Genomic DNA, 25,606 nt, shown 5'->3' with positions numbered 1-25,606 from the left:
CTCGACGGCGATATGCGCCGCATCGCCAGCCGCATCGTAAATATTTCGCCTATTCGGTAACAGACCGTCACGGCGCCGCGCGAGCGCGCCAAGCTCGGTATACTGTTTCGTCTGCGCCGGCGCCGTGTCGCGTCCGGCTTCTTCCCTTCCAGGTTCGATACACGCATGAAACGTCATTTGTTTGCTTTTGTGGCTGCGGCCGTCGTGTCCGTTTCGGCATTCGCTCAAACCGCGCCCGTCGAGGTGGTCAAGAACGCCGTCGAGGGCACCGTCGGCGCGATGAGGGCGGATCCCGCCGCGCGCGGCGGCGACATGGCGAAGATCACGCAGATCGTCGAAGCGCGCTTCCTGCCCGCGACGAACTTCGAGCGCACGACGCGCATCGCCGTCGGCGACGCGTGGAAGCAGGCGACGCCGCAGCAACAGCAAGAGCTTTACAAGCAGTTCCGGATTCTGATGACGCGCACGTATGCGGCATCGCTCGCACAGCTCGGCAGCCAGGACGCGAAGTTCTCGTTCAAGGCGGCGGGCGCGGGCGGCGCCGACGCGCTCGTGCGCTCGACGGTGACGACGCCGGGCGACAGCCAGTCGGTCGGCTACCGGCTCGGCAAGATCGGCAACGATTGGAAGATTTACGACATCGACATGTCGGGCGCGTGGCTGATCCAGGTCTACCAGGGCCAGTTCAAGGCGCAGCTCACGCAGGGCGGCATCGACGGTCTGATCGCATTCCTGACGAAGCACAACGCGCGCACGAACTGAGTGCGCCGGCCGTTTCGGCATTCGTCATGCAAAAAGGGCGCCGCGGCGCCCTTTTTGTTGCGTTGCGCGCGCTTGCGCACGGCGCCTGACGCTCAGCGCCTGTGATGCTCGACCGCGAACTTGATCAGCTCCGCCTGGCCCTCGATGTCGAGCTTGCGTTTGAGATTCAGCCGATGCGTCTCGACCGTGCGCACCGACAGGCCGTTCTGTTGCGCGATCTGCTTGCTCGACAACCCTTGTGCAAGCGCATCGAGGATGTCGCGCTCGCGCGGCGTCAGCCGATCGAGCGGCGACGCTTCCGCGCTTGCATGAATCATCCGCGCGGCAAGGCCCTCGCTGAAGAACGTCTGCCCGGCGAGCACCGCGCCGATCGCGCGAACGATTTCGGTCGCGGGCGAATCCTTCAGCAGATAGCCGCTCGCGCCCGCGCGCACGGCCTGCATCACATATTCGACGTTGTCGTGCATCGACAGCATCAGCACGCGGATTGCCGGAAAGCGCTCGTGAAAGACGCCCGCGAGCGCGATCCCGTTCATCCCCTGCATGCCGATGTCCATTAGCGCGAGATCGGGTTCGAGCGATTCGGCGAGTGCGAGCGCTTCGTCGGCATTGCCCGCTTCGCCGACGACGGCGAGGCCGGGCGCCGCTTCGAGGCGCATCTTGAGGCCGTCGCGCACGAGCGGATGGTCGTCGACGAGCAAGAGGCGCGCGGTGCGGGGCGTGGGAGAGGCAGTGGTCATCGCGTGGTTCCTGTGAGGGCGGCGCCGGACAACGGCACGCGCGCGGCGACGACCGTGTGTCCGAGTTGCGAGCTGATCGCGAGCGTGCCGCCGAGTGCGTCGAGCCGCTCGCGCATGTTGCGCAGGCCGACGCCGCCGCGCGCGTCTGCCTGTGCGCGCACGGCGTCGAAGCCGCGGCCGTTGTCGGCGATCGTTAGTGCGACTTCGCGCGACGACATGTCGAGCGCGACGGCCGCACGCGTCGCGTGCGCGTGGCGCAGGATGTTCGTCAGCGCTTCCTGCGCGATGCGGAAGAGCGCGGTCTTCACGGGCGCGGGCAGCGGCGGCGCGCCGCCGTGATCGACCTGCGTGAAGCCGAGCTCGACGCCCGTCTCCGCGCCGAGCTCGCGCACCAGTTGCTCGAGCGCGGCCGCGAGGCCGAGGTCGTCGAGCATCGTCGGGCGCAGCGCGTGCGAGATGCGGCGCACTTCGCGCAGCGTGTCGCCGAGCCGTGCGATGCCTTTCGACAGCGCGGCTTCCGCCGTGTCCTCGCGCGCCGGCAAGCGCGCGAAGCGTTCGAGCGCCGATTCGAACATCAGCTTCGCCGACACCATCATCTGGCTGATGCCGTCGTGCAGCTCGCGCGCGAGGCGCGCGCGCTCCTGCTCCTGCGATTCGACGACCTGCTGCGCGAGGCGTTTGAGCTTCGCGTCCGCACTGCGCGACTCGCTGACATTCAGCACGAGCGCACACAGTGCGATCACCGCCGCGCCCGCAAGCGCGATCGTGCTGAGCCACGTCATCGTGCGCTCGATGTTGGCCGATGCGCGTTCGTCGATCCGTGCGAGCGCGGTGTCGACGTCGTCGAGATAGATGCCGGTGCCTACCATCCAGCCCCAGCGCGGCAGCGAGACGACGTAGCCGAGCTTCGGCGCGAGCTTGCCCGTCGACGGACGCTGCCACACGTAGCGCACGTAGCCGCCGCCGCGCGACGCGGCCGCAATCAGTTGCTGAATCGTCAGCGAGCCTCGCGGATCGCGCAGCGTCCAATAATTGTGTCCGACCCGTTCGGGCTCGCGCGGATGCATCAGCGAATTGCCGTGCAGGTCGTAGACGAAGAAGTAGCCGTCGGGGCCGAATTCCATCTTCTGAAGCATCGCGAGCGCCTGCTGGCGCAGCAGCGCGTCGTCGCGCGCGTTGTCGCGGCCCGCCTCGTACAGCGGCTCGACCGCGCTCGTCGCGAGGTCGACGTAATGCTCGAGCTCGATTTCCTTGCTCGACAGATACGCGGCCTCGATCGTCGCGTGCTGCGTGCGCGCGAGCACGGTCGCCTGCTGGCGCACGCCGAGGCCGATCGCCGCGATCGTCACGAGGAAGGGGACGATCGCGAGCAGGAAGATCTTGAATTTCAGTTTCATCGCGACGGGTATCCGTCCATGGGGGCGTGCACGGCGCGCGGCGACGCTTCGTCGATTGTCTGTCCGGTCGGCGGCGCGCCGCCTTCAATGATGTCGCGCGCGAGTCTCATCTGGGTTCCATCGCCGGGATTGGCTCATGCAGGCGGGCAGCTTGTGGTTGTGGTTCGATACTGCTCGTTCCGCCGAGCGCATTCTAGCGGAAGAATCGCCGAGTCGATTTGACGGTGCGCAGTTCGCGCGTGGCGAATGTTCGGCGAGCGTGTCTGAAACGGTGCCGTCGTCCGAAGTTTTTCGCTCGTGTGGCTGATGCGTCGAGATGCATGTTCGGCGAGCACGCCGGTTCGCGTTTCAAGCGCGAGACGATCGGGATACGGATAATGCGAAGCGTGACGTCGCGCGATGCCGAGAGGTTCCCGCCATGCCGACGGCGATTGCGAATTCCGTCTGCGACGCGACGAGCGATCCTGCGATTCGAGCGCGCGGCATCATGTCCGCGACAACGTCGATTTTCGAGAAGTTATTTAGATATGCAAAGCAAGAGATCGAAGCGAAACCGCCTAAGAAGATGCGAACGCTCCATGAAATTTTGAAAATGCAAAGATGCATCAGAAACGTAATCTCGAAATTGCAGTGCACCAATTAAGTTAATCGAGCTGCTTGGCAGATAACCGAAACGTCGATCCATACAAATCAATTACTTTGTCGACAAATTCAATTCAAAATGCTTACTAAATTGTTTTTCGAATAAATGCTCCAAATTTTGTGTGGGCACATCAAATAAAGTTTGACGGCAAAATTTTTTCCTTGCTATCGTTTGCACCGAAGGCGTGCCTTGTAGGCAGGCGCTTGAAGAAAGTAAAGGGCGCGCACTTCGGCTGATGATTGCGGTTCGAGCCTCTACCTGACGAAAACCTGTCTGAAGGCGTTGCTGCAACGGCAAATCGGTCAATGAACCTGCGGGAAATAAATCAATAGCGTTGTATCGGTTGAATTCGCATCGAGCATCGAGCCTGATAATTTGGATGCCAAAGCAAATTGAAGGCTTGAGAGCCAATGGGCGAATGGCGGATCCAGTGTATCGAGCCGCAACTGGACGGCAGGGCGAATCATGCTTGGGGGTGAAAGTGGGTATGAAAGTCGACGAAGGCTTGGCTGTTTCAAACGACGGACTCGCGCGGCTCGGTCGTCCGCGCGAATTCGGCAAACGGCAGCAGAACCCGGCTCGGCGCTTCGGCGGCCTCGCGATCGTGCTCGCGCTGCACATCGTGCTGGTCTATGCGCTCCTCAACGGTCTAGCGACGAAAGTGGTCCAAGTCATCCAGCATCCGATCGAGACGCACATCATCGAACCGGTGAAGCCGCCGCCTCCGCCGCCGATGCCGACGATCAAGCTGCCGCCGCCGAAATTCGCGCCGCCGCCCCCGCCGTTCGTTCCACCGCCGGAAGTGCCGGTGCAGGCGCCGACGCAGCCGTCGATCACGCATCAGGCGGCGCCCGTGCCGTCCGCGCCCGCCGTGCAGGCGCCGGTGGCCGCCGCGCCCGCGCCGGCGAAGGCCGTCAGCCACGAAGTGGGCGTCGTGTGCCCGAATTCGGACCAGATCCGTGCTTCGATGCAGTATCCGAAGGAAGCCCAGGAGAACAACATCACAGGCGACGTGACGATCGAATTCGTCGTCGATGCCGAAGGACACGTCACGAACGAGCGCGTCGCGCAGTCAGCGGATTCGGTGCTCGATCGTGCGGCGTTCAATGCGGTCAAGCAGTTCAAGTGCGTGGCGCAAGGGCAGTCGGTGCGCGTGCAGGTTCCGTTCTCGTTCAACCTGAACTAAGCCCGTATGCGGGCCAGAGAGGATCGGGGTCGAATCTTGTTAGTTAGTTTAACGAAAAAATTTGGAGTGGGTATGACCAAGCGTTCACTGGCCGCTCTGGCGGCAAGCATGTTGATCTCCGTCGTTGCGGTTGACGCGCTTGTCGCGCCGCAGCAGGCTTTCGCTCAGGCGAGCGACGCGGCGGTCGCGGTGTCCGCGGCAACTGCGCCACAGACGGCGAACACCACGGCGGAGCCGGCGCCCCCGCCCGCGCCTGCCGCGACGGAAGCGGTCGAGAATCCGTACGGCCTCGGCGCGTTGTGGAAGAACGGCGACTTCGTCGCACGCTTCGTGCTGCTGCTGCTCGTCGTGATGTCGATGGGAAGCTGGTACATCATGATCACCAAGTTTCTCGAGCAGCTGCGCGCGAACCGCCGCGCGAGGGTCGCCGACGAGCAGTTGTGGAGCGCGCCGTCGCTCGCCGAAGGCGCGAAGCGGCTCGACGAGGCGTCGCCGTTCCGCTTCATTGCCGAAACGGCGATCGAGGCGGGCGAGCATCACGACAACGCGCTGCTCGAAGCCGTCGACCGCAATACGTGGATCGACGTGTCGGTCGAGCGCGCGATCACGAACGTGTCGAATCGCCTGCAAGACGGGCTCGCCTTCCTCGGTACGGTCGGCTCGACAGCGCCGTTCGTCGGCCTGTTCGGCACCGTGTGGGGCATCTATCATGCGCTGACGGCGATCGGCATCGCGGGCCAGGCGTCGATCGACAAGGTCGCGGGCCCGGTCGGCGAGGCGCTGATCATGACAGCGATCGGCCTCGCGGTCGCGGTGCCCGCCGTGCTCGGCTACAACTTCCTCGTGCGTCGCAACAAGTCGGTGATGGAGCGCGTGCGCAACTTCGGCGCACAGCTTCACACGGTACTGCTCGCAGGCGGCAAGCGCTTGCCGCGAGCGAACAACGTGCAGACCGCGTCGCTCGTCCGCTGAAGCGAGGTGCGCCATGGCCATGAGCGTCGGGCAGGACGATAACGACGAGGTGATCTCCAACATCAACACGACGCCGCTCGTCGACGTGATGCTGGTGCTGCTGATCATCTTCCTGATCACGATTCCGGTCGTCACGCACACGATCCAGCTGCAGTTGCCGAAGGAAACGATCCAGCCGCTGCAGACGACGCCGAAAAGCGTCGAAATCGCGGTCAATCGCGACGGTGACGTCTTCTGGAACGAGACCCTCGTCGATGCGTCGACGCTGCTCTCGAAGCTGAAGACGGTATCGACGATGAATCCGCAACCGGACGTGCACGTGCGCGGCGACCAGAACACGCGCTACGAGTTCATCGGCCGCGTGATCACCGCATGCGAGCGGGCCGGCATCGCGAAGGTCTCGTTCATTACGGAACCGCCCGCGCGCGGCGGCTAGGAGGCGACAATGGGAATGAACGTATCTTCAGGCGGCGGCGAGCCGGGCGTGATGGTCGACATCAACACGACGCCGCTCATCGACGTGATGCTGGTGCTGCTGATCATGTTGATCATCACGATCCCGATCCAGATGCATTCGATCAAGATGAACCTGCCGATCGGCAACCCGCCGCCGCCCGCGACGCCGCCCGAGATCGTGCAGATCGACATCGATTTCGACGGCACGACGACATGGAATGGCGCGCCCGTCCCGAACCGCGCGGCGCTCGAAGCGAAGCTCGCGCAGGTCGCGGCCGAGCCGGTGCAGGCGGAAATCCATCTGCGGCCGAACAAGCTTGCGCCGTACAAGGACGTCGCCGCGGTGCTCGCGTCCGCGCAGCGCATCGGCGCGACGAAGATCGGGTTGATCGGCAACGAGCAGTACATGCAATAACGAAGCGAGCGATCCCATGATGCAACGATGGTTGAAGTGCGCCGTATTGGCGGCTGCGCTCGGAGGCTGCTGCGCGCTCGCAGTGCCGTCCGGCGTCGCGCTCGCCGCCGAAGCGCTGCGCCCGGACGTCGCGCGACCGCTCGGCGCCGCGCAGGATCTGTATCGCGCGCACAAGTATCGCGACGCGCTCGGCAAAATCGCGCAGGCTGCGGCGGTGCCGAACAAGACGCCGTACGAGACCTACATGGTCGAAGAGATGCGTGGCGCGGCGGCGATGGCGGCGGGCGATACCGGCGCGGCGATCCAGGCGTACGAGGCGGTGCTGGGCTCCGGGCGATTGTCGAAGGACGACGAACAGCGTACGACCGCGGCGCTCGCCGGCGTCTATTTCCAGCAGCGGAACTATCCGCAGGCGATCAGGATCGCGCAGCGCTATCTGAAGGCGGGCGGCGGCGATCCCGACATGCGCACGCTGCTGGTTCAGTCGTACTACCTGTCGAACGATTGCGCGGCGGTGGTGGGTCAGCTCAAGCCGGGCGTCGATGCGCAGGCGCGCGCCGGACATGCGCCTGACGAAGCGCAATTGCAGATGCTCGGCACGTGCGCGCAGAAGATGAAGGACGGCGCGACCTATCGGGCGTCGCTCGAGAAGCTCGTCGCGTATCACCCGAATCCCGCGTATTGGGACGAACTGTTCCGTTCGATCCGCGACAAGCCGGGCTATCTGTCGTCGCTCGATCTCGACATGTATCGGCTTCGGCGCGCGACGGGGGCGCTGAACGGCGCCGACGCGTACATGGAGATGACGCAGCTCGCGCTCGTTGCTGGTACCGCAGCGGAAGCGAAGCAAGTGATCGACCAGGGCTTCGCATCCGGCGCGCTTGGCCGCGACGCGGGCGCGGATCGCGAGAAGCGGCTGCAGGCGCTTGCGGCGAAGCGCGCGCAGTCGCCGGCCGACAACGCGAATCCCGTCGCGCCGATCGACGCCGGCATGAACCTCGTGTTCGCCGGCCAGACGAAGCAGGGCATTGCGGCGATGGAGGCGGCGCTCGCGAAGGGCGGTCTCGAGCATGTCGACGAGGCGCGGCTGCGGCTCGGCGAAGCGTATTACGTCGCGGGCGACAAGGCGCGCGCCGTGCAGACCTTCCGAGGCGTGCAGGGCGGCGATGGCTCGGCGGATCTCGCGCGTCTGTGGGCGCTCGTCGCGGCGAAGTAACGACACGGGATGCGGCGCGCGGCTCGGCGTGCGTCGCGGCCGGCCTTGGCGTCGGCGTGCGGCATTGTGCGGCCACTCGTGCGCGAAGCACGAAATACGGCGGTTATCGGCGAAACACGGGAAAGGAGAGGCTTTGCTGATCGGTGAAACGAACGGCGTCTTCTTGCGCCGCGCATCCGTGCCCGGGCCGTTCGCGGGTTGCTTGCGCGCGACGTCCGCGTTGTTCGCGCGGTCGGCGTCGCGCGTGCCGGCTCGCGGATCGGCGACGCGTGCGATGCGCTTGCAGCGGAGCAGGCTCCCTCATCACAAACGGTTCTTGATCGCGGGATTGTGTCTTGCCATGGTTTTGCCACTCGACAAATCGGCAGTAGTCGCAGCCTCGATCGGAAACAAGATTCGGGCGCTGCGTCAGCGACTCAAGCTCACGCTCGACGAGGCCGCGGCAGCGGCCGGCATATCGAAGCCGTTTCTGTCGCAGGTCGAGCGAGGACGCGCGACGCCGTCGATCACGTCGCTCGTCGGAATCGCGCGGGCGCTCGGCGTGACGATGCAGTACTTCGTCGATGCGCCGACTGAAGCGCGTTCGGTATGCCGCAGCGAAGCACTTCAGTACTTCAGCCTCGCGAATTCGACGAACGCGTTCGCGCGCCTGACGAACGTCGTCGACGGCCGGCAGCTGGACGCGATCCTCGTCCGGATGCCGGCGGCGCAGCCGCTGTCGGAAGTCACGACGCACGCGGGCGAGGAGTTTCTATATGTGGTGAGCGGCCGGGTCGAGCTGACGCTGGAGGACGTGACGTTCACGCTGGCGGCGGGCGACACCGCGCATTACGAATCGACGACGCCGCATGCGTGGCGCAACGGCGGCGACAGCGAGGCGCTGATCGTCTGGGTTGGGGTGCCTAGGTTGTTCTGAGCGGGCCGTGCGGGCGTGGCGATTTTCGAAGGTAAACGTAGGATTCCTGATGTCGTAGGGCAGTGATGGGCCGCGACAGCCGGAACGAGAAGAAATGAAGCAGCGGGACGTCGCTCCGTTGAAATTTCGTCAACCTAACAAATTGAAAAGAAGCAAAAAATCGTGATGGCGCACATGCGTCGATGGTTTGGCGGCGTCCGGCGGGCAGTCGGGCAGCAGCGGGGGCGGTACGCGAGTACCGCGAGTCGGGCGCGGAGTTCAAAAGATTGCCGCGCGCAACGGGTGGGGTCTTACTGACGAGTGAGAGGGGAAAAATGAAGCAAAGAGCATTGGCGTTGGCGATCAAGCGGATCGTCTGGGCCGAGTTGGCGTTGACGGCCACGCTGGCGGCGCCGGCGTTCGCACAGAACCAGCCGGCACCCGGCGCCGCCGCGGCGTCGGCGCAGAACTCGAGCATCGCGGTCGCGCAAGCGGATGCGGCGGCGAGCGCAGCGGGCGCCGTTTCGGCACCCGCCGCGGCTGCGCCCGCGCCCGCTTCCGGCGCAGCCGAGGCGACGGGCGCGGCATCCGCCGCGTCTGCCGCGCCCGTCGCAAAGAGCGGCGTCGCGCAGATCAAGCGCTTCGAAGTGACGGGCTCGCTGATCCGCAGCGCCGACAAGGTAGGCTTTCAGCAAGTTCAGACCGTCACCGCGAAGGACATCCAGGACAGCGGCTACACGAACGTCGCGGACTTCCTGCGCGGCGTGTCGGCGAACTCTGCGAGCAGCTGGAGCGAAGGCCAGACGAACGGTTTTGCCGCTGGCGGCGCGGGCATCGCGCTGCGCGGCCTGAGTGAGAAGTACTCGCTCGTGATGGTCGACGGCCAGCGCGTCGCGCCTTACGCGTTCGCGTCGAATGGCACCGATACGTTCTTCGACCTGAACACGCTGCCCCTCAACATCATCGACCGCATCGAGATCGTGAAGACGGGCGCCGTGTCGCAGTACGGCTCGGACGCGATCGCGGGCGTCGTCAACATCATCACGAAGCATAATTTCCAGGGGCTGCAACTCGACGGCAGCTACTCCGGCGCGACGCAAGGCGGCGACGGCACGACGAAATTCAGCATTCTCGGCGGCTTCGGCGATCTGAACTCGGACCGCTTCAACATCACGGCGGCCGCGAGCTACTACAAATCGAACGGCTTCACGATCGCCGATCGCGACACGACGAAGAATCAGGACTTCACGAACCAGGCGGGCGGGCTGTCGCTGCTCGCGCCGTCGTTCTGGCAGACCAACGGCGGCGCGACCGCACAGGCGCTCAGCAACTGCCCGTTCGGCGGCGCCGTGCGTCCCGCCGCGAGCAATTATCTGAGCGCGGGCGCCGGCATGGGCGGCACCGTGTGCAGCTTCAATTCGGCGGAGACGACGTCGGTCGCGCCATGGACCGAGCGCCTGAGCGCGAAGGTGCACGCGGACTTCAAGATCGACGACAAGACGACCGCGTTTGCCGATCTGTGGGAAAGCAACAATACGACGGTGCAGAACAACGGCGTGCTCACGGTGGGCAGCCCGACGTCCCCGAGCCTCGTTCTCAATCCGACGACCGGCAAGCTGAGCCAATTCAATTCGGTCGTGCCGGCGAGCAATCCGTACAACCCGTTCGGCGTCGATACGCCGCTTGCGTACACGTTCCCGGCGGCGGCGTCCGACCGGACGAGCTCGAACTTCTGGCGCGCCGCGACGGGCGTCAAGGGTTCGTTTGCGCTGCCGTATGGCGACTGGGACTGGTCGACCGCCTACACGCATTCGCAGAGCGTCGTGTCCAATACGTTCCATAACGTGCTGAACGCGTCCGTCGTCAACGACATCTATCAGAACGGCACGCTCAACTTCGCGAATCCGTCCGCGACGCCCAATGCGTTCAACGGCCTGTACATGACGACGAGCAACCTCGGCATATCGAAGCTCGACGCTCTCGACGCGACGCTGTCGACGCCGAACCTGTTCAAGCTGCCCACGGGCGACGTCGGCTTCGGCCTCGGCGCGCAGTTCCTGCACGAAAGCGAATTCATCGGCCAAGGCTCGGAAGCGCTGAGCGGGCAGGTGCTGAATCCGCTGACGCAATCGGTGAACGGCTCGCGCAACGTCGCGGCGGTTTACTATCAGTTCGACATCCCGATCATCAAGAACCTGACGTTCAGCCAATCGGGCCGCTACGACCATTACAGCGACTTCGGCGGCGCGTTCTCGCCCCGCTTCGCGCTGCGCTATCAGCCGATCAAGGAATTCACGATGTACGGTTCGTACAATCGCGGCTTCCGCGCGCCGACGTTCGTCGAGAACACGCCGTCGCAGAACATCGGCCTGCAAACTTACGGCAATACGCTCGTCAACACGCTGCAGACCGGCAACACCAGCCTGCAGCCCGAGCGCACGCGCAACATCAACATCGGCTTCCAGGCTTCGCCGACGCGCTACACGGACTTCGGCTTCGACTTCTACAAGATCTTCATCGACAACGTGATCGGTCAGGCGAGCCTGAACTCGGTGATCGCGGCGAACAATCCGTCGCAGGTCGTGCGCGATCCGGCGACGGGACAGATCACGTACGTCGTGCTGCCGTATCAGAATCTCGGCACGCTCGAGACCGACGGCTTCGAGATGACGTTCCGTCAGGGGCTGCCGACGAAGTACGGCACGTTCACGCTGTCGGCCGACTGGGCGTACGTGCATCACTTCAACATCGGCTTCCCCGGCGCGGCGACGGTCGATTCGGCGGGCAACAACTTCGCGATCACGCAGCCGTTCGGCGCGAGCATCCCGCGCTGGAAGGGCAATACGTCATTGAACTGGGCGTATCGCAAGTGGAACGCGACGCTGAGCTGGGAGTTCACGGGTCCGTACGCGCAGGCGCTCGGCGTTGCCGCGCCGACGCAGGCGGCGGACCACGTCGGGTCGTACAGCCAGTTCAACCTGTACGCGAGCTACACCGGCTTCAAGAACTGGACGCTGTATGGCGGGATCAACAACATCTTCGACCGTGCTCCTCCGTTCGATCCGGTCTGGCAGAACGCGCTCAACCAGAACGGCTATGACCAGTCGCTTTACATGTACTACGGCCGTGTGATTCAGGTCGGCGCGACGTACAAGTTCTGACGCCGTTTCGCATCGGCCATCGACATTCGACGGGCCGCTCCGCTTCCCTAACCACCCCTTTGGAGCGGCCTTTTTTTGCCTGATGCCGGGAGACGACGAAGCAGCATCGAAACAGCGACGAGACGGGACCGGATGTGCGGCGCAGGACGCGAGCCGTCCACGTCAATCCGCCACGTTCGAATTGACTCTGCATCGGCGTGACGCCGATATGATCGTACGCAGGTGACGATGAGACCAATGAAGTTGCGTTTGCCGTTCGCGGCGCGCTCCGCGAGGCGCGCATGGGCAGCCGTGCGGATCGCGGCCGTCGCGTGCGGAACATGCATCGTGTGCGCGATCGCGCCGTCGAGCGCGCGCGCCGCCACGGCGCTCGCACAATACGGTGAACCGAAGTATCCGCCGAGCTTCACGCATTTCGACTATGCGAACCCCGACGCGCCGAACGACGGCGTGCTGAATTTCGAGAACTACAACGAGGCGCAGAGCTACGACTCGCTGAATCCGTTCCTCGTGCGCGGCTCGCCCGCGCCGGACATCCAGAACCTGATGTTCGACACGCTGATGCAGCGGAGCTGGGACGAGCTCGCGTCCGAATATCCGTTGATCGCGGACGCCGTCGATGTCGCGCCGGACCGCAGCTCGGCGACGTTCCACATTGATCCGGCCGCGCGCTTCTCGAATGGCGATCCGATCACCGCGGCCGACGTCAAGTATTCGTTCGATATGCTGACGAGCCCGCAGGCGTCGCCGCTCGTCAACGCGCAGTTCGCGATCGTCAAGCGCGCGACGGTCGTCGATCGGCTGACGATCCGCTTCGACTTCAAGCGCTCCGAGCGCGCCGCGCCGCTGATCGCGGGCGATCTGCCGGTGTTCTCGCCGAAATGGGGCAGGCGGCCGGACGGCACGCGGCCGCCGTTCGACCAGATCGTGAGCGACCCGCCGATCGCGAGCGGCGCGTATCTGATCGAGCAGCGCAAGAACGACAAGCAGATCGTCTACGCGCGCAATCCGCATTACTGGGCGGTCGATCTGCCGACGCGGCGCGGGATGTTCCGGTTCGCGCGCGTGTCGTTCAAGCTGTATCTCGATCAATACACGATGCTCGAAGCGTTCAAGGCGGGCGACGTCGACGTGCGGATGGAATACAGCTCGACGCAGTGGGCGCGCCGCTACGTCGGCAAGAACTTCCGCAACGGCATGCTGAAGAAGGGCGAGTTTCCGGACGGCCCCGCGCAGATGCAGGGTTTTCTCATCAACATGCGCGAGCCGAAATTCCGGGACGTGCGCGTGCGCCACGCGCTGGCGCTCGCGTTCGATTACGACTGGATGAACCGGATGATGTTCTACGGTCAATACCGGCGCACGAACAGTTTCTGGGAGGCGAGCCCGTTCGGCGCGTCCGGCATGCCTAGCGAGAGGGAGCTCGCGCTGCTCGAGCCGCATCGTGCGGAGCTGCCGCCCGAAGTGTTCGGTCCGATGGTCAAGCAGCCGACGACGCTGCCGCCCGGCTCGTTGCGCGAGAACCTGAAACAGGCGCGCGACCTGCTCGCGCAGGCCGGCTGGCATTATCGCGACGGCGCGCTGCGCGACGCGGGCGGCGCGCCGATGACGATCGAGATCATGGACGACGAACCCGGCATGGATCGACTGATCCTGCCGTACATCCAGGCGCTCGGGATGCTGGGCATCCAGGCGCACATGCACGAGATCGACAGCGCGCTGTACCAGAAGCGCCTCGACAACTTCCAGTACGACATGACGACGCTCATCTATCCGCCCGTCACGATTCCCGGCGCGGAGCTCGTGCGCCGCTTCGGCAGCGCGGCGGCGTCGGAGGTCGGTTCGGAGAACTATCCGGGCGTGCGCTCGAAGGCAGTCGACGCGCTGATCCGCGCGGCGCTCGCGGCGGACACGCTCGACGATCTGCAAACGGCGACGCACGCGCTCGACCGCGTGCTGATCAACCTGTACATCCTCGTGCCGCAGTACTACCTGCCGAACGCGCGGATCGCCTACAAGACGACGTACGGGCATCCGTCCGTCATTCCGGCGTCCTATCAATACGAGGACTGGATCATCGACTACTGGTACCGGAAGAAGCCGGCGGCCGGCCCGGCGCCGGCGTCGAAGCCGGGCCCGGCCGCGTAGCGGGGAGCGACGATGCTTGCATACATTCTCAGACGATTGCTGCTGATGGTGCCGACGCTCGTCGGCGTCGTGACGATCACGTTCGTCGTCACGCAATTCGTGCCGGGCGGCCCGGTCGAGCAGGTGCTGACGCAACTGCGCCACGGCACCGCGCGCGGCGGCGAGGCGGGCGGCGGCGGGGGCGGGTATCACGGCAGCCAGGGCGTCGATCCGCAGCAGATCGAGCAGATCAAGAAGCAGTTCGGTTTCGACAAGCCGCCGCTCACGCGCTACGTGATGATGCTGAAGAGCTACGCGACGTTCAATCTCGGTCAGTCGTACTACGCGCATGCGAGCGTGTGGAGCGTGATCCGCTCGAAGCTGCCGGTGTCGATCACGCTCGGCTTGTGGACGGTGATCCTCACGTACCTGATCTCGGTGCCGCTCGGCATCGCGAAGGCGGTTCGCAACGGCTCGCGCTTCGACACCGTGACGAGCGTGCTCGTGCTCGCCGGCTATGCGATTCCCGGCTTCGTGCTGGGCGTGCTGCTGCTGATGCTGTTCGGCGGCGGCACGTTCTGGCAGGTGTTCCCGATGCGCGGCCTCACGTCGGACAACTTCGACGAGCTGTCCGCGCTCGGCAAGGTGCTCAATTATCTGTGGCACGTCGTGCTGCCCGTCACCGCGTCGGTCGTCGGCAACTTCGCGATCGTCACGATCCTGACGAAGAACACGTTCCTCGAAGAGATCGGCCGGCAATACGTGCTGACCGCGCGCGCGAAGGGCGTGCCGGAACGCGACGTGCTGTGGAAGCACGTGCTGCGCAACGCGGCGATTCCGCTCGTCACCGGCCTGCCCGCCGCGTTCGTCGGCGCGTTCCTGAACGGCAACCTGCTGATCGAGACGCTGTTCTCGCTCGACGGCATGGGGCAACTGTCGTACGACTCGGTGATCCGCCGCGACTATCCGGTCGTGCTCGGCTCGCTGTTCCTGTTCACGCTGATCGGTCTCGTGACCAAACTTTTCGCTGACGTCTGCTATGTCCTCGTCGACCCCCGCATCCAATTCCACCGCGTGGACCACTGATCCCGCGTGCGTCGCGTGCGCGGCGTCGCCGTCGCCGTGGCGGCGCACGTGGCTGCGCTTTCGCGGCCAGCGGCTCGGTTACTGGAGCCTCGTGATCTTCACCGTGCTGTTCGCGGTCAGCCTGTTCGCCGACGTGCTGTCCAACGACCGGCCGCTCGTCGTCCGCTACGAAGGGCGCTACTACTTCCCGATCGCGAAGGATTATCCGGAGACGCAATTCGGCGGCGATTTTCCGGCGAAGGCGAACTACCTCGATCCGTACATCCGTTCGAAGATCGAGTCGAACGGCAATTTCGCGATCTATCCGCCGAACCGCTACCGCTACGACACGATCGACTATTTCGCGTCGCGTCCGTATCCGGCGCCGCCGTCGGCGAGCAACTGGCTCGGCACCGATCAGTTCGGGCGCGACGTGCTTTCGCGGCTGCTGTACGGCTTCCGGCTGTCGGTGCTGATGGCGGTCGCGCTGACGGTGTCGGGCGTCGCGATCGGGGTGCTGACGGGCGCGCTGCAGGGCTTCTACGGCGGCCGCGCCGATCTGATCGGACAGCGGCTGATCGAGATCTGGAGCGCGCTGCCCGACCTGTATCTGCTGATCATCTTCGCGGCGATCTTCGAGCCGTCGCTGTGGCTGCTGTTCATCCTGCTGTCGATGTTCGGCTGGCTCGTGCTGTCCGACTACGTGCGCGCCGAGTTCCTGCGCAACCGCGCGCTCGACTACGTGAGGGCCGCGCGCACGATGGGGCTCACGAACGGGCAGATCATCTGGCGGCACGTGCTGCCGAACAGCCTGACGCCCGTCATCACGTTCCTGCCGTTCCGGATGAGCGCGGCGATCCTGTCGCTGACGAGCCTCGACTTCCTCGGGCTCGGCGTGCCGCCGCCGACGCCGAGCCTCGGCGAGCTGCTGCAGGAAGGCAAGAACAATCTCGACGCGTGGTGGATCTCGATGTCGGCGTTCGCGGCGCTCGTCGTTACGCTGCTGCTGCTGACGTTCATGGGCGACGCGCTGCGCAACGCGCTCGACACGCGCACGCGCGGCTCGGCGTTCGGCGGAGGTCCGCGATGACCCGGCCGCTGCTCGAAATCGACCGCTTCTCCGCGGCGTTCGGCGGCATGATCGCGGTGCACGAGCTCAGCCTGTCGATCGCGCGCGGCGAGCGCGTCGCGCTCGTCGGCGAATCCGGGTCGGGCAAGAGCGTCACCGCGCTGTCGATCCTGCGGCTCGTCCAGCACGCGACGCTGTCCGGCCGGATGCTGTTCGACGGCGAAGACCTGCTGGCGAAGACCGAGCAGCAGATGCGCGGCATCCGCGGCGCGGACATCGCGATGGTGTTCCAGGAGCCGATGACGGCGCTCAATCCGCTCTACACGATCGGCAAGCAGATCGCCGAGAGCCTGCGGCTGCACGAAGGATTGCGGCCGGGCGAGGCGCGGCTGCGCGGGATCGAGCTGCTGCGGCGCACCGGCATTCCGGAGCCCGAACGAAGGATCGACAGCTTTCCGCATCAACTGTCGGGCGGCCAGCGGCAGCGCGCGATGATCGCGATGGCGCTCGCGTGCCGGCCGCGCCTGTTGCTCGCCGACGAGCCGACGACCGCGCTCGACGTGACGGTGCGCGAGCAGATCGTCGATCTGCTGATCGAGCTGCAGGAGCAGGAGGCGGCCGAGCGCGGGATGGCGGTGCTGCTGATCACGCACGACCTGAATCTCGTGCGGCGCTTCGCGCAGCGCGTCGCGGTGATGGAGCACGGCGTGCTCGTCGAGACGGGCGACACCGGCGCGCTGTTCGCGGATCCGCAGCATCCGTACACGCAGCGCCTGCTCGACAGCGGGCCTCAGCGCGCGATCGAGGCGGTCGCGCCGTCCGCGCGGATGATCCTCGACGTCAAGTCGCTCGCGGTCGATTACCGGATCGCGCCGAAAGGCTGGCGCGCGCTGTTCGGCAAGACGACGTTTCGCGCGGTGCACGACGCGCAGTTCACGCTGCACCGCGGCGAGACGATCGGCATCGTCGGCGAATCGGGGTCGGGCAAGTCGACGCTCGCCTCCGCCGTGCTCGGGCTGCAGCGGCCGGCGGCGGGCGAGATCGACATCGACGGGCTGCCGCTTGATGCGTCGCGGTCGTCGCGCGGCCGTCGCGACCTGTACCGGCGGATGCAGGTCGTGTTCCAGGACCCGTTCGGCTCGCTGTCGCCGCGAATGACGATCGAGCAGATCGTCGGCGAGGGGCTCGTCGTGCACCGGCCGGAGATCGCCGGCGACGCGAAGCGCGCCCGCGTCGCGGGGCTCTTGCAGGAAGTCGGCTTGCCGGCCGAGGCGATGCTGCGCTATCCGCACGAATTTTCGGGTGGCCAGCGGCAGCGGATCGCGATCGCGCGCGCGCTCGCGGTCGAGCCCGAGCTGCTCGTGCTCGATGAGCCGACGAGCGCGCTCGACGTGTCGATCCAGAAGCAGGTGCTGAATCTGCTGACGAATCTGCAAAAAAAGTACAAACTCAGCTACTTGTTCATCACGCACGACCTGGCGGTGATGCGGGCGATGGCCCATCGGGTGATCGTGATGAAGGAAGGGCGCGTGGTCGAGGCGGGCGACACGCTGGACGTGCTGGACGCGCCGTCGCACCCGTACACGCAATCGCTGCTGGCGTCGTCTATGCTGACGCCAAGGCGCAGTCCGCGAGAGAGAGCAGATGATTGACGAACGCTGGGCGCAGGCCGCCCGACAGTTGCGCAGCGACGCCGGGTTCTGGTCGCTGCGCGTCGTCGACGAACGGATCGACGAACACGCAGTGCGCAACGACGTCGCGCAACCGCTCGCGAGCGTGCGCGATCGCGGCGCGATGCTGCTCGCGTGGTCCGGCGCGGGCGCCGGCTACGCGGCGACGGCCGATCTGTCGGCCGCCGGCCTGCAGGCGGCGCTCGATGCGGCCGCCGCGCGCGCGAAGGCGAGCGCTGCGCTGTCGCTGATCGACCATCGCGCGGTCGCGCGGCCGGACGCGAGCGGCAGCTACGTGTCGCCGCACGCGGACGACGCGCTGCCGTCCCGCGCCGAATGGATCGAGCGCCTCGCGCACGAATGCGCGGCGGCGGCCGTCGATGCGCGGATCGTCGAGCGCACCGCGGGCGTGATGCTCGTGCACACCGATCAACTCTACGTGACGAGCGACGGCGTGCGGATCGACCAGCGCTTTCGCCACGTGATGCCGCAGTTGAGCGTCGTCGCGCATGCGGACGGCGACACGCAGGTGCGCACGCTCGGCAACGCCGGCACGCTCGCGCAGGGCGGCCTCGACGTGCTCGCGCGCTACGGCTTCGACGGCGCGGGCGCGCGGGTCGCGGACGAGGCGCTGCAATTGCTCGCCGCGCCGAACTGCCCGTCCGTCCGCCGCGACCTGCTGCTGATGCCGGACCAGATGATGCTGCAGATCCACGAATCGATCGGCCATCCGCTCGAACTCGACCGGATTCTCGGCGACGAGCGCAACTTCGCCGGCTGGAGTTTCGTGAAGCCGGAGATGTTCGGCTCGTATCGATACGGCTCGCCGCTCTTGAACGTGACGTTCGATCCCACGCTGCACGGCGAGGCGGCGTCGTACGCGTTCGATGACGACGGCAGCGCCGCGCGCAAGCAGTACCTGATCCGCGACGGCGTGCTCGAGCGGCCGCTCGGCGGCGCGCTGTCGCAGGCGCGCGCGGGCTTGCCGGGCGTCGCGAACGCGCGCGCGTCGAGCTGGAACCGGCCGCCGATCGACCGGATGGCGAACCTGAACGTCGAGCCCGGCTCGCAGTCGTTCGGCGAGCTCGTCGCCGGCATCGAGCGCGGCATCCTGATGCGCACGAACACGTCGTGGTCGATCGACGATCATCGCAACAAGTTCCAGTTCGGCTGCGAGTTCGGCCAGCTGATCGAGAATGGCGAGCTGACGCAGGTCGTCAAGCGGCCGAACTATCGCGGCATCTCCGCGGGCTTCTGGCGCAGCCTGCGCGCGGTCGGCGACGCGAGCACGTTCGGCGTGTACGGCACGCCGTACTGCGGCAAGGGCGAGCCCGCGCAGATCATCCGAGTCGGCCACGCGTCTCCCGCTTGCGTGTTCGCGGACGTCGACGTGTTCGGAGGCGCGTGATGACCGACTTCATGAAGCCGTGGCGCGCCGCCCCGATCGATTGGCACGCGCATTTCGCGCGGCTCGCGGACGAAGCCGAGCGGCTCAAGCAGCCGGGCGAGACGGTGTTGCTGTGGTTCGCCGGCGAGACGTCCGATTTCATCCGTTTCAACGCGGGCAAGATCCGCCAGACCGGGCGCGTGCTGCAGGGCAAGCTCGGCGTGCGGCTCGTCGGCGGCGCGCGGCAGGCGTCCGTCACGCAGACCGTGTGCGGCGATCCGGCCACGGATCTGCCCGCGCTCGCGGCTGCGCTCGCGACGCTGCGCGACGGCCTGCGCGACGCGCCGGACGATCCGCATCTGTTGTTCGACACGTCGTCGTGGCGGCAGTCGACCCGCCGCACCGGCCGCCTGCCGGACCCGGACGCGCTCGCGCGACTCGTCGCGGACGCCGCGCGCGGGCTCGATTTCGTCGGCTTTTACGCGGGCGGCGCGCTCGTGCGCGGCTTCGCTTCGTCGACGGGCAGCCGCGGCTGGCACGAGGTCGAGAATTTCGACTTCAGCTGGTCGCTGTACGACCCGAGCGGCCGCGCGATCAAGACCGTCTACGCGGGCGACGCCTGGAGCGACGCGGCGCTCGCGCACAAGATCGACGCGGCCGCCGCGCGGCTGCCGGTGCTGCGCCGCACGCCGAAGGCGCTCGCGCCCGGCCGCTATCGCGCGTATCTCGCGCCCGCCGCGGTGCAGGAGATCGTGAGCCTGCTCGGCTGGGACGGTTTTTCCGCGCGTGCGAACGCGAGCGCGCGCAGCAGCCTGCATCGGCTGCACGCAGGCGAAGCGGCGCTCGATCCGCGCGTGACGATCGCAGAGGACTTTTCGCTCGGCGTCGCTCCGGCGTTCAACGCGGACGGCTATCGGCGCGACAGCGTGCCGCTCGTCGTCGATGGGCGCAGCGCCGGGCAGCTCGTCAGCGCGCGCACCGCCCGCGAGCACGGCCTGAATCCGAACGGCGCGACCGCATATGAAGTGCCGGAGACGCTGTCGATCGCGGGCGGCGCGCTTGCTGACGCCGACGTGCTCGCGGCGCTCGACACCGGCCTGTACGTCGGCAATCTCTGGTATCTGAATTTCTCGGACAAGATGAATTGCCGGATGACCGGCATGACGCGCTTCGCGACGTTCTGGGTCGAAGGCGGCAGGATCGTCGCGCCCGTCGACGCGATGCGCTTCGACGACAGCCTGTACCGGCTGTTCGGCGACGAGCTCGAGCAGCTCGGCGCGGAGCCGGAACTGCTGCTGAACGATCAGTCGTGGGGCGAGCGCGCGACGGGCGGCGCGAGGCTGCCGGGGCTGCTCGCGCGGTCGTTCGAGTTGACGCTGTAACGTGAGCCGCGACGGCGAACGGGTCGATGTGCTGCGCATGGCGCGGCTCGCCGGCGCGCACGCATTGACCGGCACCGATCCGGACCTCGCGCTCGTCGACGTGCAGAACCGGCTGAGGCAGATCGAGCCGCGCCTGCCGCGGCAGGTCGTCCAGCAGGGGATCGGCGTGTTCAAGGCGGCCAACACGTTCCTGATGCTCGTCGCGCTGACGTCGACCGACGGCACGCGCGATTCCGCGCAATTGAGCGATTACCTGAGCCGCTACGTGCTGCGCGAACTGAAGCGCGCGCCGGGCGTCGGCTCCGCGCAGCTATGGGACGCAGACGAGGCGCTGCGGATCTGGCTCGATCCGATGAAGCTGCGCGAGTACGAGCTCGGCGTCGACGACGTGATCGCGGGCGTCGCCGCGCAGAACGCGGCGGTGACGGCGGGCGCGATCGGCGATGCGCCGTTCACCGCCGGCCAGCAGCTGACCGCGTCGGTGATCGTGAAGGGCCAGCTCGCGTCGCCCGCCGAATTCGGCCAGATCGTGCTGAAGTCGAAACCGGACGGCTCCGTCGTGCGGCTCGCGGACGTCGCGCGCGTGGGTGCTGCGCGCGCCCGCGGCGTGATCAGAGTGCGAATTTCAGGCCGAGATGCCGGTTCACGATGTACGTGCGTTGCGCAAGCTCGCGCTGGATCGCCTCGCAGCGCTGCTGCTCGGTCAGACGGTCGTTTTCGGGCAGCTTCGCTTTGCGCTCGACCGCGCCGAGCCATTCGCTGCTGCCCGGATCGGGGCCGTGCCCGCCGTCGTCGGTGATGTTGAATTGCTTGTCGATCGCGTCGAACCAGGCTTCGGTGCCCGGTTGCGCGGTCGGGGCGAGCAGGATGGTCGTCGTCGCGGCGAGCCAGCCGACGACGGCGAGAAAAGCGTTGACAGCGAGAATCTTCTTCATGGCGTCCTTCTAAAAACAAAGGCTTCGATGGTCGGTCGCGGGCTGCGGGCGGACGCGGCGAGCATTGTCGTCGAAGCCGGCCGGCCGCGCGCGGCTCACGCGCATGCGCCGTCGTGCGGCGACGGCGTGAGATACAGGGATCGCGATTCGTCGCGGAAGTTCACTGCGGGCGGCGAGACAAGACGAGACAAGACGAGACGAGACGAGACGGCGGCATCGCTTCGCTCGTCAGGCAATCGTTGTGCGCGCATCGATCGCCGTTCGCCTACACTCCACCGGCGCGTGCGTTCGACGGTGCGCGATGATCGCACCGCCCGCCCCGCTCGCGTGGCGGCATAACGACAATAGGACGTGCTCGAATGAAACGACGTCAATTCCTTCATACGCTCGGCGCGCTGGGTTCGGCGCAATCCGTTCTCGCGGATACGCATGCATCGGCAGCGCGGGCTTCCAACGATCGCAGCGGCGAATCGGTGCCGATGTCCTTGCACGAGGGGCCGGGCGCGTCGCAGGCGGTGCGCGAGACGCTCGATCGCATCGCGCGCATCGATCGCGACGGCCCGCGCCTGAACGCGATCGTCGAATTGAATCCGGACGCCGAAGCGATCGCGCGCGCGCTCGACGCCGAACGGGACGCGGGCACCGTGCGCGGTCCGCTACACGGCGTGACCGTCGCGCTGAAGGACAACATCGCGACGGGCGACCGGATGGCGACGACGGCCGGTTCGCTCGCGCTCGACGGCGTGCGCGCGACGCGCGATGCGCATCTCGTCGCGCGGCTGCGGCGCGCGGGCGCGGTGATCGTCGCGAAGACCAATCTGAGCGAGTGGGCGAACTTTCGCTCGACGCGCTCGACGAGCGGCTGGAGCGCGCGCGGCGGGCTGTCGCGCAATCCGTACGCGCTCGACCGGACGACGAGCGGCTCGAGCTCCGGCTCGGCGGTGGCGGTTGCGGCGGGGCTCGTCGCGATGGCGGTCGGCACCGAGACCGACGGCTCGATCGTATCGCCCGCCGCGATCAACGGCTGCGTCGGGCTGAAGCCGACGGTCGGACGCGTGAGCCGCGACGGGATCGTGCCGCTGTCGCACACGCAGGATACGGCGGGGCCGATCGCGCGCACGGTCCGCGACGCGGCGCTGCTGCTCGGCGCGCTCGCGGGCCGCGACGCGAACGATTCCGCGACGGCGAACGCGCCGGCGCCTGCCGGCTACGTCGGCGCGCTCGACGCGAATGCGCTGCGCGGCGCGCGGATCGGCGTCGCGCGCGCGTACTTCACCGGGCATGACGAAGTCGACGCGCAGATCGAGCGCGCGATCGCGGAGATGAAGCGGCTCGGCGCGGTCGTGATCGATCCGGTCGATCTGCCGAAGCCCGATTACGAAGACGACGAGAAAACCGTGCTGCTGCACGAGTTCAAACACGGCTTGCCGGTGTGGCTGCGCACGTTCGCGCCGCATGCGCGCGTGCGCACGCTCGCCGATGTGATCGCGTTCAACGAAGCGCAGCATGCGCGGGAGATGCCGTATTTCGGCCAGGAGCTGTTGTTGCGCGCGCAGGAGGCAGGCGGACTCGACGCCGCCGCTTATCGCGACGCGCTCGCTCGCTGCGGCCGCCGTGCGCGTGACGAGGGGCTCGCGCGCGTGCTGCGCGAGCAGCGGCTCGATGCGCTCGTCGCGCCGACGGAAGGCACCGCGTGGCTGATCGATCTGATCAACGGCGACAGCGCCGGCGGCGGCTTCTCGACGCCCGCCGCGGTCGCGGGCTTTCCGCATTTGACGGTGCCTGCGGGGCACGTGCGCGGCTTGCCGGTCGGCGTGTCGTTCGTCGGCGCGCCGTGGAGCGAGGCGCGGCTGCTCGCGCTCGGCTATGCGTTCGAGCAGGCGACGCGGTGGCGGCGCGAGCCGCGATATGTCGAGCGGTCGAATGTTCCGGTGGTCGATGCGTGATGGGAGAGCATCGACGCGCTTGCCGTTCCGCGACGGAGGCGAAACAGCCGGCCGTTCCGTCGAAGACGAAGGGGAATCGGGACGCGTGCTGAGTCGGCGTCGATTCGATGCAGCCGTTTTCGGCGCACGTCTGATGCCGGACACGCACGCCGACCGTTTCTCCTTATCGCCGGATATCCGACGCGTGATACACGCATGCATCATGCGCGGCGAGCGTCCGCGCCAGCCGTCCCGCTATTTGCCGCGCTTTGCCTTCTTCTTCGATTGCTTCTCTTGCTCCGCCGGCACGAGCTCGAAGATCCGCGGCAGATCCGGTTCGCCGTCCATGTACTCCGTCTTCGTCAGCCGTCCCACGCTCTGCAGGCTGCGCACCATCACTTTGCCGCTGTCCGGATAGGTGCAGACCTCGTGCGGATCGTTCATGCCGATGCCGAGGTAGATCAGGTCTTTATCGAACGGATTCGCGAGCTGATGTCCGACGCCGCTGTTCGCCGGACACGAAATGCAATCGCCTGGGCCGACTTCGCGGAGTGCGTCTCCGTACCGGAGCACGCCGCGTCCGGACACGATGAAAAAGACTTCGTCTTCGCGCGCATGCGTGTGGAACGGACAAGACGTCCGCCCCGGCGGCACGCGCGACAGGTTGACGCCGAGCCGCCCCGCACTCGCATCGAGCAGCGGCGTCAGCGGCTTGTACGCGCCGCCCCAATGATCGCCGTTCATGTGTGCGATCTCGTCGACGTCGTCGACGTTGACGACATTCGGATGCTTGGGCTGCTTTTTCATGAGGTGCCTCGGGTCGTGAGGATCGGTCCGCCCGCGCATTCCAGCCGCGTGGCCGCCCATCATAAACATCGCAGAATTAATTGGTTTTCGATCCGTCGTCCTGTCCGTATCGTTCAGCGATTCCAACGACAAATCGACTACGAGGAACACCACCACATGAAGCAAACGAAGCGTCTTGCGGCACTCGCCGTGCCGGCCGGCCTCCTGCTGTCCGCCGGCGCTCATGCGCAAAGCAGCGTCACGCTGTACGGGATCGTCGATGCGGGCATCGCATACGTGCACAACATCCAGGGAGCCGACGGCCGCAATCAGTCGTCGCTCGTGAAATTCAGCAGCGGCAATCTGTCGGGCAGCCGCTGGGGCCTGAAGGGCGCCGAGGATCTGGGCGGCGGCCTCGCGGCGCTGTTCCAGCTCGAAAACGGCTTCAATCTCGGCACCGGCGTGCAGAACGGCAATCGCGAGTTCGGCCGGAAGGCGATCGTCGGCCTGACGAGCAACACGTGGGGCGCCGTGACGCTCGGCCGCCAATACGATCCGGTCGTCGATCTCGTGCAGGGGCTCACCGAGGACAACTACTTCGGCGGCGTGTTCGCGACGCCGGGCGATCTCGACAACTACGACAACAGCCTGCGCGTCAGCAACTCGGTGAAGTACACGAGCCCGGTGCTGTCGGGCTTCCAGTTCGCCGCGCTGTACGGCTTCGGCGGCGTCGCGGGCGCGACGGGCAGCGGCCGCACGTATAGCTTCGCGGCGAGCTACGCGAACGGACCGTTGTCGCTCGGCGCGGGCTATCTGTATGCGGACGGCGGCACGACCGCGGCGAACGGCGTGCGCACGTGGACGGGCAGCTCGGACACGCTGTTCAACACGGTGATCAACCAGGGCTTCGCGAGCGCGAAGTCGATTCAGATCGTGCGCGTCGGCGGTCAGTACGTGCTCGGCTCGGCGACGTTCGGCCTCGCGTACTCGAACACGCAATACGGCCGCGATTCGCGGTCGACGTTCAACGAGACCGCGAAGTTCAACAGCGGCTCCGCGTTCTTCAACTACCAATTCTCGCCGGCGCTGCGCGCGGGCCTGGGTTACAACTACACGTCGCTGACGGGGCCGGCTTCCGCGCACTATCACCAGGTGAATCTCGGCGCCGGCTACGCGCTGTCGAAGCGCACCGATCTGTACGCGCTGCTCGGCTACCAGAAGGCGAGCGGCCGCACGCTCGGCGCGAACGGCTCGGTGATCGATGCGCAGGCATCCGTCGGCTCGTATGGCGCGAACTCGGGCACCGATTCGCAGGAGCTCGCGATCGTCGGGATTCGGCACAAGTTCTGAGTGCGCCGGGAGACCGGCAAGGAGTAAGTGGTGCAAGTCCACTGCGATGAAGGTATAGCGAGCCACA

Annotated in this window: 21 protein-coding genes and 1 pseudogene; 18 read left to right on the top strand and 4 right to left on the bottom strand. The window is 66.5% G+C overall.

Translation table 11 applies throughout. The annotated features are described in order from the left end of the window. Positions 1-165 precede the first annotated feature (165 nt). Positions 166-762 (top strand): MlaC/ttg2D family ABC transporter substrate-binding protein, encoded by a 597-nt coding sequence (locus WS69_RS19265; protein ID WP_059472290.1) that lies wholly within the window; start codon positions 166-168, stop codon positions 760-762. A 92-nt stretch (positions 763-854) separates the two neighbouring features. On the opposite strand, the gene WS69_RS19260 is transcribed toward WS69_RS19265, so the two are convergent. From WS69_RS19260 to WS69_RS33535, 3 genes are all read right to left on the bottom strand, one after another. Further along, complete coding sequence (locus tag WS69_RS19260) at positions 855-1,502, bottom strand: response regulator (protein ID WP_059472289.1); 648 nt, start codon at positions 1,500-1,502, stop codon at positions 855-857. Beyond that, complete coding sequence (locus WS69_RS19255; protein ID WP_059472288.1) at positions 1,499-2,899, bottom strand: cache domain-containing protein; 1,401 nt, start codon at positions 2,897-2,899, stop codon at positions 1,499-1,501. The genes WS69_RS19260 and WS69_RS19255 overlap by 4 nt, the downstream gene beginning before the upstream one ends. 694 nt (positions 2,900-3,593) lie before the next feature. Then, complete coding sequence (locus WS69_RS33535) at positions 3,594-3,953, bottom strand: hypothetical protein (RefSeq protein ID WP_156438249.1); 360 nt, start codon at positions 3,951-3,953, stop codon at positions 3,594-3,596. A gap of 76 nt (positions 3,954-4,029) precedes the next feature. Between WS69_RS33535 and WS69_RS19250 the strand changes: the two genes are divergently transcribed. The 16 genes and pseudogenes from WS69_RS19250 (at position 4,030) to WS69_RS19180 (ending at position 23,424) form a co-directional block, all read left to right on the top strand. Further along, positions 4,030-4,728 (top strand): energy transducer TonB, encoded by a 699-nt coding sequence (locus tag WS69_RS19250; RefSeq protein ID WP_059472287.1) that lies wholly within the window; start codon positions 4,030-4,032, stop codon positions 4,726-4,728. A gap of 72 nt (positions 4,729-4,800) precedes the next feature. Continuing rightward, the gene (locus WS69_RS19245; protein WP_059472286.1) at positions 4,801-5,700 is read left to right on the top strand and encodes a MotA/TolQ/ExbB proton channel family protein; all 900 of its coding nucleotides are present in this window, start codon (positions 4,801-4,803) and stop codon (positions 5,698-5,700) included. A gap of 13 nt (positions 5,701-5,713) precedes the next feature. After that, positions 5,714-6,136 (top strand): ExbD/TolR family protein, encoded by a 423-nt coding sequence (locus WS69_RS19240; protein WP_059472285.1) that lies wholly within the window; start codon positions 5,714-5,716, stop codon positions 6,134-6,136. A 9-nt stretch (positions 6,137-6,145) separates the two neighbouring features. Next, positions 6,146-6,571, top strand: a complete 426-nt coding sequence (locus WS69_RS19235; protein WP_059472284.1) for an ExbD/TolR family protein — start codon at positions 6,146-6,148, stop codon at positions 6,569-6,571. Between the two features lie 16 nt (positions 6,572-6,587). Next, complete coding sequence (locus WS69_RS19230; protein ID WP_059472283.1) at positions 6,588-7,787, top strand: tetratricopeptide repeat protein; 1,200 nt, start codon at positions 6,588-6,590, stop codon at positions 7,785-7,787. 340 nt (positions 7,788-8,127) lie between these two features. Then, positions 8,128-8,703, top strand: coding sequence for a helix-turn-helix domain-containing protein (locus WS69_RS19225; RefSeq protein ID WP_059472312.1), 576 nt, complete (start codon positions 8,128-8,130; stop codon positions 8,701-8,703). Positions 8,704-9,017: 314 nt separating this feature from the next. After that, positions 9,018-11,843 (top strand): TonB-dependent receptor, encoded by a 2,826-nt coding sequence (locus tag WS69_RS19220; protein ID WP_059472282.1) that lies wholly within the window; start codon positions 9,018-9,020, stop codon positions 11,841-11,843. A 237-nt stretch (positions 11,844-12,080) separates the two neighbouring features. Further along, positions 12,081-13,991 (top strand): extracellular solute-binding protein, encoded by a 1,911-nt coding sequence (locus tag WS69_RS19215; protein WP_059472281.1) that lies wholly within the window; start codon positions 12,081-12,083, stop codon positions 13,989-13,991. Between the two features lie 12 nt (positions 13,992-14,003). Continuing rightward, entirely contained in the window at positions 14,004-15,056 is a 1,053-nt protein-coding gene (locus tag WS69_RS19210; protein ID WP_059472280.1) for a microcin C ABC transporter permease YejB, read from the top strand. After that, entirely contained in the window at positions 15,010-16,125 is a 1,116-nt protein-coding gene (locus WS69_RS19205; RefSeq protein WP_059472279.1) for an ABC transporter permease, read from the top strand. Before WS69_RS19210 ends, WS69_RS19205 begins: the two co-directional genes overlap by 47 nt. Continuing rightward, positions 16,122-17,756: an ABC transporter ATP-binding protein gene (locus tag WS69_RS19200; protein ID WP_059472278.1), complete on the top strand. Its 1,635-nt coding sequence runs from the start codon at positions 16,122-16,124 to the stop codon at positions 17,754-17,756. Before WS69_RS19205 ends, WS69_RS19200 begins: the two co-directional genes overlap by 4 nt. After that, positions 17,749-19,182, top strand: coding sequence for a TldD/PmbA family protein (locus WS69_RS19195; protein WP_059472277.1), 1,434 nt, complete (start codon positions 17,749-17,751; stop codon positions 19,180-19,182). Before WS69_RS19200 ends, WS69_RS19195 begins: the two co-directional genes overlap by 8 nt. Further along, a complete protein-coding gene (locus tag WS69_RS19190) occupies positions 19,182-20,543 on the top strand; it encodes a metallopeptidase TldD-related protein (RefSeq protein WP_059472276.1) in 1,362 nt (453 codons plus the stop codon). The genes WS69_RS19195 and WS69_RS19190 overlap by 1 nt, the downstream gene beginning before the upstream one ends. 70 nt (positions 20,544-20,613) lie before the next feature. Then, positions 20,614-21,189 (top strand): annotated as a pseudogene (locus tag WS69_RS31500) (efflux RND transporter permease subunit); the annotation flags it as partial. 133 nt (positions 21,190-21,322) lie between these two features. Next, on the top strand, positions 21,323-21,817 hold the full coding sequence (locus WS69_RS34215; RefSeq protein ID WP_197419287.1) for a hypothetical protein: 495 nt from the start codon (positions 21,323-21,325) through the stop codon (positions 21,815-21,817). Positions 21,818-21,837: 20 nt separating this feature from the next. After that, entirely contained in the window at positions 21,838-23,424 is a 1,587-nt protein-coding gene (locus WS69_RS19180; protein ID WP_059472275.1) for an amidase, read from the top strand. A gap of 234 nt (positions 23,425-23,658) precedes the next feature. Here the strand turns inward: WS69_RS19180 and WS69_RS19175 are convergent, their stop codons facing one another. Continuing rightward, positions 23,659-24,210, bottom strand: coding sequence for a cupin domain-containing protein (locus WS69_RS19175; RefSeq protein ID WP_059472274.1), 552 nt, complete (start codon positions 24,208-24,210; stop codon positions 23,659-23,661). 156 nt (positions 24,211-24,366) lie between these two features. Between WS69_RS19175 and WS69_RS19170 the strand changes: the two genes are divergently transcribed. Continuing rightward, positions 24,367-25,539: a porin gene (locus WS69_RS19170; RefSeq protein WP_059472273.1), complete on the top strand. Its 1,173-nt coding sequence runs from the start codon at positions 24,367-24,369 to the stop codon at positions 25,537-25,539. Positions 25,540-25,606 lie beyond the last annotated feature (67 nt).

This window comes from Burkholderia sp. BDU5 (assembly GCF_001522845.1).
Classification (GTDB): Bacteria; Pseudomonadota; Gammaproteobacteria; order Burkholderiales; family Burkholderiaceae; genus Burkholderia; species Burkholderia mayonis.
This window is presented reverse-complemented; position numbering and strand designations above follow the sequence as displayed.